This is a genomic window from Bacillus sp. FSL K6-1012, from assembly GCF_037964915.1.
GTDB classification, from domain to species: Bacteria; Bacillota; Bacilli; order Bacillales; family Bacillaceae; genus Bacillus; species Bacillus halotolerans.
Genome location: NZ_CP150175.1, coordinates 3,141,524 through 3,155,371, shown reverse-complemented (window position 1 = coordinate 3,155,371; position 13,848 = coordinate 3,141,524). Strand labels below are relative to the sequence as shown.

At 43.3% G+C, this 13,848-nt stretch carries 15 protein-coding genes; 12 read left to right on the top strand and 3 right to left on the bottom strand.

Features of this window, described 5'->3' with window-relative positions; genetic code table 11:
- Positions 1–92: 92 nt before the first annotated feature.
- Positions 93–1,991, top strand: coding sequence for an asparagine synthase (glutamine-hydrolyzing) (gene asnB, locus NSS75_RS16390; RefSeq protein WP_101860080.1), 1,899 nt, complete (start codon positions 93–95; stop codon positions 1,989–1,991).
- Positions 1,992–2,127: 136 nt separating this feature from the next.
- The gene (alaP, locus tag NSS75_RS16385; RefSeq protein ID WP_339233948.1) at positions 2,128–3,519 is read left to right on the top strand and encodes an alanine permease AlaP; all 1,392 of its coding nucleotides are present in this window, start codon (positions 2,128–2,130) and stop codon (positions 3,517–3,519) included.
- A gap of 255 nt (positions 3,520–3,774) precedes the next feature.
- On the opposite strand, the gene NSS75_RS16380 is transcribed toward alaP, so the two are convergent.
- Entirely contained in the window at positions 3,775–4,290 is a 516-nt protein-coding gene (locus NSS75_RS16380; protein WP_216394990.1) for a gamma carbonic anhydrase family protein, read from the bottom strand.
- Positions 4,291–4,340: 50 nt separating this feature from the next.
- Here NSS75_RS16380 and NSS75_RS16375 point away from each other — a divergent pair, with 50 nt between their 5' ends.
- Positions 4,341–5,120 (top strand): alpha/beta hydrolase, encoded by a 780-nt coding sequence (locus NSS75_RS16375; RefSeq protein WP_101860081.1) that lies wholly within the window; start codon positions 4,341–4,343, stop codon positions 5,118–5,120.
- A gap of 18 nt (positions 5,121–5,138) precedes the next feature.
- Positions 5,139–6,242: a tetraprenyl-beta-curcumene synthase gene (gene tbcS, locus NSS75_RS16370; protein ID WP_339237660.1), complete on the top strand. Its 1,104-nt coding sequence runs from the start codon at positions 5,139–5,141 to the stop codon at positions 6,240–6,242.
- Here the strand turns inward: tbcS and NSS75_RS16365 are convergent.
- Both NSS75_RS16365 and NSS75_RS16360 read right to left on the bottom strand, forming a co-directional pair.
- Positions 6,232–6,816 (bottom strand): class I SAM-dependent methyltransferase, encoded by a 585-nt coding sequence (locus tag NSS75_RS16365; protein ID WP_339233943.1) that lies wholly within the window; start codon positions 6,814–6,816, stop codon positions 6,232–6,234. The two genes, tbcS and NSS75_RS16365, sit on opposite strands and share 11 nt — an antisense overlap.
- Positions 6,813–7,781, bottom strand: a complete 969-nt coding sequence (locus tag NSS75_RS16360) for a TIGR01212 family radical SAM protein (protein ID WP_213417855.1) — start codon at positions 7,779–7,781, stop codon at positions 6,813–6,815. Before NSS75_RS16360 ends, NSS75_RS16365 begins: the two co-directional genes overlap by 4 nt.
- Positions 7,782–7,942: 161 nt before the next feature.
- Here NSS75_RS16360 and NSS75_RS16355 point away from each other — a divergent pair, with 161 nt between their 5' ends.
- The 8 genes from NSS75_RS16355 to ytrF all read left to right on the top strand — a co-directional run bounded on the left by NSS75_RS16355 (position 7,943) and on the right by ytrF (position 13,802).
- Positions 7,943–8,215, top strand: a complete 273-nt coding sequence (locus tag NSS75_RS16355) for a YtzC family protein (protein WP_010331570.1) — start codon at positions 7,943–7,945, stop codon at positions 8,213–8,215.
- Between the two features lie 157 nt (positions 8,216–8,372).
- Positions 8,373–8,510 (top strand): hypothetical protein, encoded by a 138-nt coding sequence (locus NSS75_RS16350; protein ID WP_339233938.1) that lies wholly within the window; start codon positions 8,373–8,375, stop codon positions 8,508–8,510.
- A gap of 33 nt (positions 8,511–8,543) precedes the next feature.
- Positions 8,544–8,936: a GntR family transcriptional regulator YtrA gene (ytrA, locus tag NSS75_RS16345; protein WP_024122575.1), complete on the top strand. Its 393-nt coding sequence runs from the start codon at positions 8,544–8,546 to the stop codon at positions 8,934–8,936.
- Positions 8,929–9,807, top strand: a complete 879-nt coding sequence (gene ytrB / locus NSS75_RS16340; protein ID WP_095714569.1) for an ABC transporter ATP-binding protein YtrB — start codon at positions 8,929–8,931, stop codon at positions 9,805–9,807. The genes ytrA and ytrB overlap by 8 nt, the downstream gene beginning before the upstream one ends.
- Positions 9,801–10,784 carry an ABC transporter permease YtrC gene (gene ytrC / locus NSS75_RS16335; protein ID WP_216394992.1) on the top strand — a complete coding sequence of 328 codons (984 nt, stop codon included), beginning with the start codon at positions 9,801–9,803 and terminating at the stop codon, positions 10,782–10,784. The genes ytrB and ytrC overlap by 7 nt, the downstream gene beginning before the upstream one ends.
- Positions 10,785–10,814: 30 nt before the next feature.
- Positions 10,815–11,792 carry an ABC transporter permease gene (locus NSS75_RS16330; protein ID WP_339233931.1) on the top strand — a complete coding sequence of 326 codons (978 nt, stop codon included), beginning with the start codon at positions 10,815–10,817 and terminating at the stop codon, positions 11,790–11,792.
- 14 nt (positions 11,793–11,806) lie between these two features.
- A complete protein-coding gene (gene ytrE, locus NSS75_RS16325; protein ID WP_095714566.1) occupies positions 11,807–12,502 on the top strand; it encodes an ABC transporter ATP-binding protein YtrE in 696 nt (231 codons plus the stop codon).
- Positions 12,492–13,802, top strand: coding sequence for an ABC transporter permease YtrF (ytrF, locus tag NSS75_RS16320; protein ID WP_095714565.1), 1,311 nt, complete (start codon positions 12,492–12,494; stop codon positions 13,800–13,802). Before ytrE ends, ytrF begins: the two co-directional genes overlap by 11 nt.
- Positions 13,803–13,848: the final 46 nt, after the last annotated feature.

The following is a 13,848-nucleotide window of genomic DNA, read 5'->3' as shown; positions in this document are numbered from 1 at the left end:
TATTTTTTTACATAACTGTGAAACCAAACACTGTTCACAGCGTCTATAAATAGGGGTTCAATGATGACAATTTTAAATATGGAGGCAATACTATGTGTGGATTTGTCGGGGTTTTTAACAAGCATCCGTTAACTCAAACCGCTGATCAAGAAGAACTAATCAAACAAATGAACCAAATGATCGTTCACCGCGGTCCTGACAGTGATGGATATTACCATGATGAGCACGTTGGATTCGGATTCAGACGGCTCAGCATTATTGATGTGGAAAATGGCGGACAGCCTTTATCATATGAAGATGAAAAATATTGGATTATTTTTAACGGGGAAATCTATAACTATATCGAACTGAGAGAAGAGCTTGAAGCAAAGGGATATACTTTCAACACAGATTCTGACACAGAGGTTCTTCTTGCGACTTACCGTCACTATAAAGAAGAAGCGGCTTCCAAGCTGCGCGGCATGTTTGCCTTTCTGATTTGGAATAAAAACGATCATGTTCTTTATGGAGCAAGAGATCCATTCGGCATTAAGCCGTTGTATTACACAACGATCAATGATCAGGTTTATTTTGCCTCAGAGAGAAAAAGTTTAATGGCAGCCCAAAATGATATTGAAATAGATAAAGAAGCATTACAGCAGTATATGTCTTTCCAATTCGTTCCTGAGCCAAGTACGCTTGATATTGATGTGAAAAAAGTAGAGCCGGGTTCTCAGTTTACAATCCGTCCTGACGGTGATATCACATTCAAAACGTATTTCAAGGCGCGCTTCCAGCCTGTTCAGACGGAAGAAGATAAACTTGTCAAAGAAGTCAGAGACGCTATCTATGACTCTGTAAACGTTCATATGAGAAGTGATGTGCCTGTCGGTTCATTCCTATCAGGCGGAATCGATTCTTCGTTTATTGTATCCGTTGCGAAAGAATTTCATCCAAACCTGAAAACATTTTCTGTCGGATTTGAACAGCAGGGCTTCAGTGAAGTTGATGTAGCGAAAGAAACTGCCGCTGCACTGGGCATTGAAAATATCAGCAAAGTCATTTCACCTGAAGAATACATGAACGAGCTTCCTAAAATCGTATGGCACTTTGATGATCCGCTTGCAGATCCGGCTGCGATTCCATTGTATTTCGTGGCGAAAGAAGCGAAAAAACACGTAACGGTTGCGTTATCTGGCGAAGGTGCGGACGAGCTGTTCGGCGGATACAACATCTACCGTGAACCGCTTTCTCTTAAACCGTTTGAACGCATTCCGTCCGGCTTGAAAAAGATGCTTCTGCACGTAGCGGCCGTTATGCCTGAGGGAATGAGAGGAAAGAGCTTGCTTGAGCGCGGCTGCACTCCGCTTCCGGAGCGTTATATCGGCAACGCGAAGATCTTTGAAGAATCCGTGAAGAAACAGCTGCTGAAGCACTATGATTCGAGCCTTTCGTATCGCGATGTGACGAAGCCTTACTTTACAGAAAGCAGCTCATACAGCGATATTAACAAAATGCAGTATGTCGATATCCACACTTGGATGCGAGGCGACATTTTGCTAAAAGCGGATAAAATGACGATGGCGAATTCTTTGGAATTGCGTGTGCCGTTCCTTGATAAAGTCGTATTTGACGTTGCTTCTAAAATTCCTGATGAATTGAAAACAAAGAACGGTACGACTAAGTATCTCCTTCGCAAAGCTGCTGAAGGCATTGTGCCGGATCATGTATTAAACCGCAAAAAGCTCGGTTTCCCTGTACCGATCCGTCATTGGCTGAAAAACGAAATGAACGAATGGGTGCGCAGCATTATTCAGGAAAGCCAAACGGACGCTTATATCCATAAGGATTACGTTCTTCAGCTTCTTGAAGACCATTGTGCCGACAAGGCTGATAACAGCCGTAAAATTTGGACAGTGCTCATCTTTATGATCTGGCACAGCATCAATATCGAAAAACGGTATATGCCTGAAGAGCTGAGCCATCAGCCTAAAGAAGTCATCTTTGTCTAACAGATAAGGCTTTCGATTCGTCGAAAGCCTTGTTATTATACCAGTATTTCTCCATCATCATTGATTACCCTGCACATTCGTGTGAAATATTCAGAAAAATGATGTAATGATATTTTTTTCTAGGGGAGAAGGGAACATGCAAAAACAAAAACAAGAATTGCATCGCGGTCTGGAAGAAAGGCATATTTCTTTGATGTCTTTAGGGGCTGCCATAGGAGTGGGACTTTTCCTTGGCTCTGCATCAGCTATTCAATTAGCAGGGCCGGGTATTTTGGTGGCATATGCCTGCAGCGGCCTGGTTATGTTTTTTATTATGAGGGCGCTTGGGGAAATGGCGATTCAAAAGCCGGTCGCGGGCTCCTTCAGCAGGTATGCGCGTGACTACTTAGGTCCGCTTGCAGGCTACTTAACCGGGTGGAATTACTGGTTCTTATGGGTTGTAACCTGTATGGCGGAAATCACCGCTGTCGGAATTTATATGGGATACTGGTTTCCGGATGTGCCCAATTGGATTTGGGCATTGTCGGCGCTGGTGATTATGACTGGTGTCAATTTCCTGGCCGTAAAGGCGTATGGAGAGCTGGAGTTTTGGTTCGCATTGATTAAAATTGTCGCGATCCTTTCTATGATTGCTGTCGGTTTATTAATGATCATTACAGGAGTCGGCAATGGAGGCATTGCGACTGGCATCAGCAACTTGTGGAGCAACGGCGGATTTTTTCCTCATGGAATAAAAGGGGTTTTATTGTCACTTCAAATGGTGATGTTCGCGTATTTAGGCATTGAGATGATAGGGGTGACGGCCGGCGAAGTCAAAAATCCGCAAAAATCATTAGCGAAAGCGATTGATACGGTATTTTGGCGTATCCTGATTTTTTACGTCGGTGCTTTATTTGTTATCATGTCCATTTATCCGTGGCAGGAAATCGGATCGCAAGGAAGCCCTTTTGTACTCACGTTTGAAAAAGTGGGGATTCCATATGCGGCAGGCATCATTAACTTTGTCGTTCTGACGGCAGCGCTGTCTTCTTGCAACAGCGGCATATTCAGCACCGGACGTATGCTCTTTAACTTAGCGGAGCAGAGCGAGGCGCCAAAAGCATACGGTAAGCTGACCAAAGGCGGCATTCCGGGTAAAGCCGTACTGGCTTCTGCGGGTGCGTTATTAGTCGGTGTGCTGTTAAACTATGTCGTGCCTGCGAAGGTATTTACTTGGGTCACAAGCATTGCGACGTTCGGAGCGATTTGGACGTGGGCGATCATCTTGCTTTCTCAGATCAAATATCGTAAAGGCATGCAGCCAAAGGATCAAAAGCAATTAAAATACAAAATGCCTTTTTACCCGTTCACGTCATATTTATCTTTGGCCTTTTTAGCATTTGTCATTATCCTGATGGCTTATAGCCCGGAAACAAGAGTCGCCGTAATTGTCGGTCCGATTTGGTTTCTGATTTTGATAGCCGTTTATTATGGCAAAAGCTTTCATAAGAAAAACGCAGCTGTGTCAACTGAACAACAGATCAGCTGACAAAAAGAGCTCCCGGAGGGCTCTTTTTTGTTTAAGTAAAGCTGCTCATAGAGAGCAGAGAATAGGAATATGTTTTTTGCAGAGACTGCTTACAGTGGCGTCTTGTTTTTTATGATAAGATAAAAGTCACACGTTTATTTTTACATGTGAACGTTTTATGGAAAATGAAAAACCCGAACTGCATTTGGTTCGGGTCAGCGATGGTTATCGCTTAAATAATATTTTGAAAAATGGTAAAGTAAAACGAAGCTGGTCTTACATTTGCTGAAGTGATTTATAATATTGACCCTTTGCTACATATTCAGACCGTATTCTCTGCATGTCTTTTCGGTCTTCATCCGTCAAAGGACGGATGACTTTTGCCGGGCGGCCGAAGGCTAGATGGTCTGGCGGAATGATTTTTCCCGGCGGAACAAGGCTGCCGGCACCGATAAATGCGCCTTCACCGATTTCGGCTCCGTCTAAAATGATTGAACCCATGCCGATTAAGGCGTTCTTGCGGATCACGGCGCTATGGAGTGTAACCTGGTGGCCTATCGTGGCGTCATCTTCAATGAGAAGCGTCCGATTCGGGCTTTGATGGAGGCAGCTTAAATCCTGGATATTGACTCTGTTACCGATTCTGGTCGGGGCTACATCGCCTCTTATGACAACCGAGAACCAAATGCTGGATTGTTCCCCGATGACCACATCACCGGTAATTGTTGCATTATCGGCTACAAAAGCCGTTGGGTGGATTTCCGGCGTGTATTCCTTATAAGGGTAAATCATATATCTTTCATCCTTCTTTCTCTATTTAATTTTTGTATGAGGTGAACCGCATGTGGACCTGGAAAGCAGACAGACCTGTGGCAGTGATTGTTATGATCCACGGGGCAAGTGAACATCATGGACGTTATAAATGGCTGAGTGAAATGTGGAGATCTTCGGGTTATCACGTTGTAATGGGTGATCTGCCGGGACAAGGGACAACCACCCGGGCCAGAGGTCATATTCGCTCATTTCAAGAATACATTGATGAAGTAGATACTTGGATAGATAAAGCGCGAACCTTTGAGCTGCCTGTTTTTCTTCTCGGCCACAGCATGGGCGGCCTGATTGCGATTGAATGGTTTAAACAGCAGAGAAACCCCCGCATTACGGGAATTATTTTATCATCACCGTGTCTCGGGCTGCAAATTAAAGTCAATAAAGTGCTTGATCTTGCATCAAAGGGGCTGAATGTCATTGCTCCGTCGCTTAAAGTTGATTCAGGATTATCGATTGATATGGCGACACGCAACGAAGATGTCATCGAAGCAGGCCAGAACGATCCCCTTTTTGTGACGAAGGTTTCTGTCAGATGGTACAGAGAGCTGTTAAAAACTCTCGAGTCTGCCATGGTGCCGACAGAGGCTTTTCTGAGGGTGCCGCTTTTGGTCATGCAGGCCGGAGATGACAAGCTGGTCGATAAAACGAAGGTCATCAAGTGGTTTTCAGGGGTTGCTTCCCACAATAAGTCATATAGGGAATGGGAAGGGCTTTATCATGAAATATTTAATGAACCGGAAAGAGAAGACGTTTTTAAAGCCGCAAGAGCATTTACTGATCAATATATATGAACTAGGGGGGTGCATGTGTTGACAGTACCGGAACATCCTTTTGGACTGATGGCAAAAGTATATCGTGATATTTTTCCGCTCGTTCATCAAGAGCTGAACATATGGAAGCAAAAATCAGAAGCAATTAAAAACAGTGAATTAAAAGCACAGGCAACCGCAAGTATTCGAGATAAAACGTTTCACTGCGAAGGCGGCGGCATATTGGCTTTATTGTCAGGAAATCATAAGCAGAAATGTGTTGAGTTCATCATCGCATACCAAACGATCAGCGATTACCTGGACAATTTGTGCGACCGCAGCACATCACTTGACCCGGAAGATTTTCGAATGCTTCATACCTCTATGCAGGACGCATTGACAGTGGGAGCTGAACCGCAAAATTATTATCAATTCAGGGACGAGCAGGATGACAGCGGATATTTGCAGGAATTGGTGAAAACGTGCCAGCGAGTCCTCGGTTCTATTGAACACTACGAAATGATTAAACCTTATCTGCTTGAGCTTTGCGGCTATTACTGCGATTTGCAGGTGCATAAGCACGTTGTTGAGCATGAGCGTGTCCCGCGCCTTGAAAAGTGGTTTACCCAATATGAATCAGAGCTTCCCGAGATGAAATGGTATGAATTCTCAGCTTGTGCAGGCTCCACGCTAGGCATTTTCTGTCTTGTCGCATATTCGTTTCAGCCCGATTTTACTGAAAGCACCGCAAAAAAAATCCGCAACAGTTATTTTCCTTACATACAAGGTCTTCATATTCTGCTTGATTATTTGATTGACCAGGAGGAGGACTTGCTTGAAGGGGACTTGAATTTCTGCTCGTATTATCAGTCACATGAAGAAATGATGAATCGGCTGCAGCACTTTATTCAGAAAGCCGATGAACATCTGCACGGCATTCCGCACGAAAACTTCCACCGCTTAATCAACCGCGGCTTGCTGGGTGTCTATTTGTCTGATGATAAAGTGGCGGGCCAAAAGGAAATGGGCCGGCTCGCGAAAAAGCTGATCAAAGCAAGCGGAAAAACCTCCTTTTTCTTTTATATCAACGGCAGAGCCTACAGAAAGTTTCAAAAAATGGCCTGGATGAAAAACTCAAAGAAAAAAGCTCAAATCATTTGCTGATTTGAGCTTTTTTTTCGATAGCAATAATAAACGGCGGGTCATTTTGCTGATTGATAAATCCGTATGTCAAGACACGGGCTGTTTGCTGATCCAAGTCCCGGCAAAAGTCGAGCACGTCGTTTTTTTCAGCTTTACCTTCCGGATGGCCGTGATAGACGACCAAAACAATCAGACCTTCATCTTTCATAATGCCGAGAAGCTGTTCAATTGCTTGAATCGTTGAATTGCCGTTTGTCGTAATCGATTTGTCTCCGCCTGGCAGATAGCCGAGGTTAAACACAGCGGCCGCCACTTTCCCGTGTGTTTCCTGCGGAAGTGATTCAGCAATTTTGTCATGGCTTTTATGAAATAAAGTTGTCCGGTTTTGATAGGTGTCACCGAGCCGCTCCTTCGTATTGGCCACTGCTGATTCTTGTATATCAAATGCGTATACATGGCCGTTTTCACCGACAAGCTCAGCTAAAAACAGGGTGTCGTGCCCGTTCCCCATTGTGGCGTCAACAACGATGTCTCCGTCCCCTGCGGCCATTTTTAGCAGCTCTTTACTGTAGGGAAGAATTTTTTTCAGAATCATAAGGCCGATTCCTCCTGAAGACGCTGAAAGAACTTACCTTGGTAGCTGCCTCGGTTTTCAAGTTCTTTATTGATAGCGCCAAGCACTTCCCATTTGTTCACACTCCACATCGGCCCAATCATCAATTCAATCGGCCCGTCACCAGTGATACGGTGTACAATCATTTCTGGCGGGATGATTTCAAGCTGGTCACAGACGAGCTGCACATAATCGTCTTGAGAGAGAAATTCCAGCTTTCCTTTTTCGTATTGCTTCACCATCGGCGTGCCCTTTAGCAGGTGAAGCAAATGGATTTTAATACCCTGGACGTCCAAATCTGCCACTGCTTTTGCCGTTTCCATCATCATATCGCGGTCTTCCAGAGGAAGTCCGTTGATTATATGCGAGCAGACGCGTATGCCGTGTTTTCTTAGCTTATTCACACCTTCAACGTAGCAGTCAAAGTCATGTGCCCGGTTGATCAGAAGAGCTGTGCGTTCGTGAACTGTCTGAAGCCCGAGCTCTACCCAAAGATATGTGCGTTCATTCAGTTCTGCCAAATACTCAACAACGTCGTCCGGCAGGCAGTCCGGACGTGTGGCGATTGAAAGGCCGACCACATCATCGAGCGCGAGAACAGACTCGAATTTCTCTCGCAGCACGTCAACCGGAGCATGCGTATTGGTGAAAGCCTGGAAATAAGCGATATATTTCCCGTCCTTCCATTTTTCGTGCATGCGGTTTTTAATGTCGTGGAATTGCGTCATTAAATCATCGGCCCGGTTTCCTGCAAAATCACCGGATCCCGCAGCGCTGCAAAAGGTACAGCCGCCGTGAGCGACAGTGCCGTCCCGGTTCGGGCAGTCGAAGCCGCCGTCAAGCGCTACTTTAAATACCTTATGCCCGAAATGATCTCTGAGATGATAATTTAATGTATGATAGCGTTTTTCCGTATTTGAATAAGGAAAAGGATTGTTCTGAATCACGATTAATGTGCCTCCTTGCGTACAATTGCATCCTAAAATTGTAGCACGCATTTCATATGAGAACAAATGAATATCGACCATAAATTTCTTTATTGAATCGTGTCGGATGAGGCTACACTATGGATGATGGATTGTTTCCATTACCAAGAGGAGGGGTTACTGTGGCAACAAGACAATCAGTAGATGAACATCTCCAACAATGTATGCAGGCGTATGATTATGCTGAAGAACAGCTGAAAATCGCTTCTAAACAAGAGCATTATAACGACCAAGAATACAGTGATGCGCAAATGCAGATTGAAAATGCGGTAAATGCCTTGAATAAACTATGGCTGTCATCAAATGATCAGCAGAGAGAACAGCTGTACAGAATGAGACTTCAGCTTCAAGCTTTGCAAAATAATATGATCTTGCAGCACCCTCTTGATGTGTAAGAAACGGACCCTTTTGATAAGGGTCCGTTTTTTTTTGTAAAAAAAGGATTGACTTTGCACAGTAAAGTATTTATTGTATTGAGTGTACTAATTGAAGTAATACACTATAGACACTGATGAAACAGTCATTTATATATTGAAATTAAGGGAGGCAGTTATGAAACACAAAAAACAAAACAAACGTAACATGCCAATGCTGATCGCGGCATCTGTGATCGCTTGTTCTTTTTTTCTTGTACTCGTTATGATCGGTTTTGAATGGCAAAAAAGTATAATTGATCCATTTTATTTATGAAAGGTTCAGATCGTATAGAAAGTAGGGAAGTAAATGATTCAAATCGATCCAAGAAGCTCAACGCCCATTTACGAACAAATTATTCAGCAAATGAAAGAGCTTTGTTTGAAAGGGATCATGAAGCCTGGTGATAAGCTTCCTTCTGTCAGAGAATTGGCGACGATCATTATTGCGAATCCGAATACTGTCAGCAAAGCGTACAAAGAGCTTGAGCGAGAGGGTATTATTGAAACGCTGCGTGGCAGAGGGACCTATATATCGGAAAATGCAAAAACGACACTGGTTGAAGGGAAGATGACGATGATTAAAGAGCAACTCAAACAGCTCATCATCGATGCACATTATGCGGGGGTTGAGCTGGATAAACTGCAAGAATGGATAAAGGAAATCAGCGCTGATGTGAAAGGGGGCAAGAGCGATGATTGAATTAAGACAGCTATCAAAAACGATTGACGGAAATCAAGTATTAAAAGATGTTTCATTAACAATTGAAAAAGGAGAAATCTTCGGGCTGCTCGGCCGCAATGGGTCAGGCAAAACGACAATGCTTCGCTTAATCCAGCAAATCATTTTCGCCGACAGCGGGACGATTTTATTTGATGGCGTAGAAATCAAAAAGCATCCGAAGGTCAAACAGAATATCATCTACATGCCTGTTCAAAATCCTTTTTATGATAAGTATACATACAAGCAGCTTGTTGACATCCTGAGAAGGATTTATCCGAAATTTGATGTCACGTACGCGAATGAGCTGATGAACAGATATGAAATTCCAGAAACGAAAAAATACCGCGAGCTGTCGACAGGTTTGAAAAAACAGCTGTCGCTCGTTCTGTCGTTTGCAGCGAGACCGGCACTGATTCTCCTTGATGAACCGACGGACGGTATTGACGCGGTAACAAGACATGATGTGCTGCAGCTGATGGTTGATGAAGTGGCTGAGCGTGATACGAGCATCCTGATCACCTCCCATCGCCTTGAGGACATTGAACGGATGTGCAACCGAATTGGTTTTCTCGAAGATAACAGACTGACAAATGTAATGGATCTTGATGAATTAAAAGAAGAATACATCAAAATTCAAATGGCGTTTGATGAAGATGTCAATCTGGCGATCAGAGAGCAAAACATTCCGATGCTTGATCAGGCCGGTGTGTTTTACACGGTGCTGATTCCGAAAAGCGATGAGAAGAACAAGAGCTTTTTGAGAGAGCTGAAGCCAAAAGTGTGGAACGAGCTTCCTGTCAACTTGGAAGAAGTATTCATTGCGAAGTTTGGAGGGAAGCGGAGATGGTAGACCGAGGTCTCCTCTATCGAGAGTGGAAGCAGAATCAAGTGGTGATTTTGTTAAGTATTGTGTTTTTGGTGCTGGCAAATCCGCTCTCTATTGTGAATTGGTATTTGTCTTATCAAGGATGTCTTGCTCATCAAGACCCGCAATATTGTGATTTTATAGTGAATTACACGAGCAACTTGATAGATATCAACTGGGTGCCGGGTGTCATTTTGGCGGTCTGCTTCCTGGGAATGGAACGTTCGAAAGGCACGATGGATTTTATATTAAGCCTCCCATATAACAGAAGCCAAATTTTCCAGACGAAATTTTGGTTAGGCGGTTTTGTGATTGTACTGTCACAACTGATTGGTTTTTTACTTGCATGGCTGCTGATTCTTGTTTATCAACCTGAGCATGTCTACTATTTTGAGCACAGCAGTGTTGGAGTAATCGTGATTAGCTTTATGGCTTACTCACTTGTGATGGCCGCCGGAGCGTTAACTGGAAATGCTTTTGCCCAGCTATTAACGGCATTTGCTGCTACGGTACTGCCGTATTTAATTGTTGTTTTGCCGATTCTAAACATAGAATATATTTTTGATGTAAATATATGGGATTATTTTCCTTCTGTTGAGGATTATTTTGCATTGGTTCGTAAGTTATACTATCTTGTGCCTATGGGATATGTTGCAAATGACTGGCTAACCGACAGTAAATATATTCTACTCATTCCGGCTGTCATGAGCATTCTGTTTTACTTGATTGGCTATATAAGCTTTAAAAAGCATCCAAGTGAACGAAACGGATACTTTTTCCTTTGGAACAGCTTAGATCGTCCGGTACAAATTTTGGTTATTGCTTTTGGCATTCTTGGGTTTGGCTTGTTTGGATATTCTGCCGGACATTCCATGATTGGTTATATTTTTGGAATGATCATTGGTGCGGTTGTCGGCTTTTTTGTAAGCTACTTTGCAATTTATAAGAAAACAAAACATTAAAGAAGTGCTTTCAGTTGGGAGGGAAGTGATGTGCCGGATTCCGGGCTGTTTTATAAAGAGTGGAAGCAAAATAAAGCTCTGTTAACCATGATTTTTTTGGTATTTATGCTTAGCAATCCTTTTACTGTATTAAATACGTACATCTCATACCAAGGCTGCGTGGCTAATCAGAACGAGTGGGTCGGAACCTGCGTATTTACGATTAACTATTTAAATGGCACATTTATCTCGCTGTTTTGGATTTGGGGTGTCGTTTTGGCTGTCAGCCAGCTTGGAATAGAACGAAGCAAGGGCCTTTTTGATTTTACATTAAGCCTTCCTTATACGAGAGGCCAGATATTTAATATGAAGTTCCTTACCGGCGGGATGGTGATTGTGGCACCGCAAATTTTTGGATATATATTATCCGTTTTGCTTCTAGTGCTTTTGAAACCCGAACAAGCCGTTTATTTTCATCACTACAGCCTGGGAATGATCATCGTCAGTTTGCTGGCTTATTCTCTGGTCATGGCGGGGGGAGCTTTGACGGGCCATATTTTTGCACAGCTTTTGGTTTCAGCTACTGTTACGATTTTGCCTTTTTTGCTCATGACTCTTCCTGCTATCAACCTGGAAATCCTTCTTGGCGGAACAGTAGAATTTATACATGGTCCTGTGCCCGAATGGGTGAAGTATCTATTCCCGGTTACTTACGTTGTGCCGAACTGGGTTGAGGATTCTCCGTATTATTTAGTGATTCCGGCCATCATGACGATCATCTTTTACATCATCGGCTACATCAGTTTTGTCAAACTATCTAATGAACGGAACGGATATTTCTTTTTGTGGAAAACGCTTGACCGCCCGGTACAGGTCATTGTCATTATCATTGGAATCATGGGCTTCGGGTATTTTGGATTTGCCGCAACGGAAAGCTTCGCCGGCTACATATTTGGCATGACTGCTGGCGCTGTGATTGGTTTTCTTATCAGCTATTTTGCGATTTATAAAAAAACAAAACATTTATAAGGGAGAGAGAAAAGATGATTGATGTTCAGCATATTAACCATTCCTTCACGATCGGAAAAAAGGGCCGTGAGAATGAAGTGCCTGTCTTAAAAGATGTCTCGTTGACTGTTGCGAAAGGAGAAATCGCCTGTATCGTCGGACGAAGCGGGTCGGGGAAGTCAACGCTTCTGAATTTGATTTCAGGCTACATCTCACCGACAAAAGGGCGTATTGTGATTAACGGAACTGATGTCACGGGCTTTAATGAAAAGGAATGGGCGCAGTTCCGCCTTGAACACTTTGGGTTTATTTTTCAAAGCTTTCAGCTCATCCCGGGCTTAACGACGTATGAAAATGTCGAAATGCCGCTGGCGCTAAAAGGGATCAAACCGTCTGAGCGCAAGAAAAAGGTACAGGACATGCTGAAACGCGTCGGTCTTGAAAACCATGCTGCTCACTATCCTAATGAACTGTCAGGCGGCCAGCAGCAGCGTGTCAGCATTGCGAGAGCGCTGATTTTAAATCCGTCGATTATTTTAGCGGATGAGCCAACGGGAAGCCTTGATTCAGAAACGGAACAGGAAGTGCTGGAATTGATTCAGCAGCTGAACCGTGAGCGGGGCATTACATTTGTGATTATTACTCATGATGATGAAGTAGCTTCAATCGGACACTCAAAATTCCAGCTGCATGACGGTGTGTTAAAAGGAGGTATTACCGTTGAGATTTAAGGATCAGGTTCATTTTATCAGAAGAAATATGAAGAAAAACAGGCTCCGCGTCTTTATGACAATTCTTGCGACAACAATGGCGTGTGCGTTTTTGGTTGTGCTATCGTCTGTAGGATTTGGGATTCAAAAGACAATCACAGATATGACAATGAGCCAGCAAATTGTGACTAAAGTCAGTGTAATGGGCAAGGAAGGGGATAAGCCTATTAAAAAAGCTGATTTAGAGAAGTATGATCATGTAAGGTCAGTTGTAGAAAGAACGCAAGTGTATGAGCCAAACAAAGCAACTTTAGGCAATCGCACAAATGAAAGCTCTAATCTTATCTTTACCAATATGAACGATGAATTAAAGGCCAATATGGAATTAGAAAAGGGAAGAGTCGCAAAGTCGGAAAATGAAATCGTAGTAGGATACGACTTTGCAAAGAGATTATTGACGAAAAAAGAATCTGAAGCATATAACAAAAAAATCGAAGAAGCAAAAGGAAACCCCGAAGATATAGAAGAACCAAAGGGCTACACGAAAGACATCCTGAACAAAACGATCGAATTAAGTGTATCAAAAACAGATCCTAAAACAGGGGATGTTACGAAAACAAAAACATATGACTTTAAAATTGTCGGTATTACAAAAAAACCATCTCAAGATTGGATGGAGGATTCAAACATCTTCATTAGTGATCAGTTCAAGAAGGACTTTTCGGAATTTTTGGACTTCAAGGGCGGGAATGTTGAAAAAAATATTGGCGTTTTTGCTGATAAATTTGAGAATGTGGAACAGCTGACAAATGATCTGACAGATGACGGATACTATGTCACATCAGTTACTACCGAGCTTGAAGGAGCCAACACCTTCTTCATGGTCTTCAAAATCGGCCTGATCTTTGTCGGATGTATCGCGGTTATCATTTCAGCCATTGGGATATTTAACACGATGACGATGGCGGTTACAGAAAGAACGCAGGAGATCGGCATTATGAAAGCGATTGGGGCGAGTCCGTCAATCATTCGCCGAATGTTCTTGATGGAAAGCGCGTATATCGGAATTTTAGGCTGTGTGATTGGGATTATCATTTCTTACGGCGTGAGCTACCTTGTCAACCTTGCCGTTCCGATGATTCTCGCGGCGACAGGCGGAGGCGAAGCGGGCGATCTGAATTATACGTTTTCTTATATTCCGCTCAGCCTTGTCATCATTGCGGTTGTGATTTGCGGCGGTGTCGCTGTGATCTCGGGTATGAACCCGGCCCGAAAAGCAACAAAAACCAACGTGCTGACAGCATTAAGAAGAGAATTGTAATCAGAAAAAGCCGGCTGAACCAGCCGGCTTTTCTGTATAGCGCATC

Coding starts and splice junctions, on each gene's coding strand:
- asnB (WP_101860080.1), top strand. CDS start 93: ATGTGTGGATTTGTCGGGGTTTTTAACAAGCATCCGTTAACTCAAACC.
- alaP (WP_339233948.1), top strand. CDS start 2,128: ATGCAAAAACAAAAACAAGAATTGCATCGCGGTCTGGAAGAAAGGCAT.
- NSS75_RS16380 (WP_216394990.1), bottom strand. CDS start 4,290: ATGATTTACCCTTATAAGGAATACACGCCGGAAATCCACCCAACGGCT.
- NSS75_RS16375 (WP_101860081.1), top strand. CDS start 4,341: ATGTGGACCTGGAAAGCAGACAGACCTGTGGCAGTGATTGTTATGATC.
- NSS75_RS16365 (WP_339233943.1), bottom strand. CDS start 6,816: ATGATTCTGAAAAAAATTCTTCCCTACAGTAAAGAGCTGCTAAAAATG.
- NSS75_RS16350 (WP_339233938.1), top strand. CDS start 8,373: ATGAAACACAAAAAACAAAACAAACGTAACATGCCAATGCTGATCGCG.
- ytrA (WP_024122575.1), top strand. CDS start 8,544: ATGATTCAAATCGATCCAAGAAGCTCAACGCCCATTTACGAACAAATT.
- ytrB (WP_095714569.1), top strand. CDS start 8,929: ATGATTGAATTAAGACAGCTATCAAAAACGATTGACGGAAATCAAGTA.
- ytrC (WP_216394992.1), top strand. CDS start 9,801: ATGGTAGACCGAGGTCTCCTCTATCGAGAGTGGAAGCAGAATCAAGTG.
- ytrE (WP_095714566.1), top strand. CDS start 11,807: ATGATTGATGTTCAGCATATTAACCATTCCTTCACGATCGGAAAAAAG.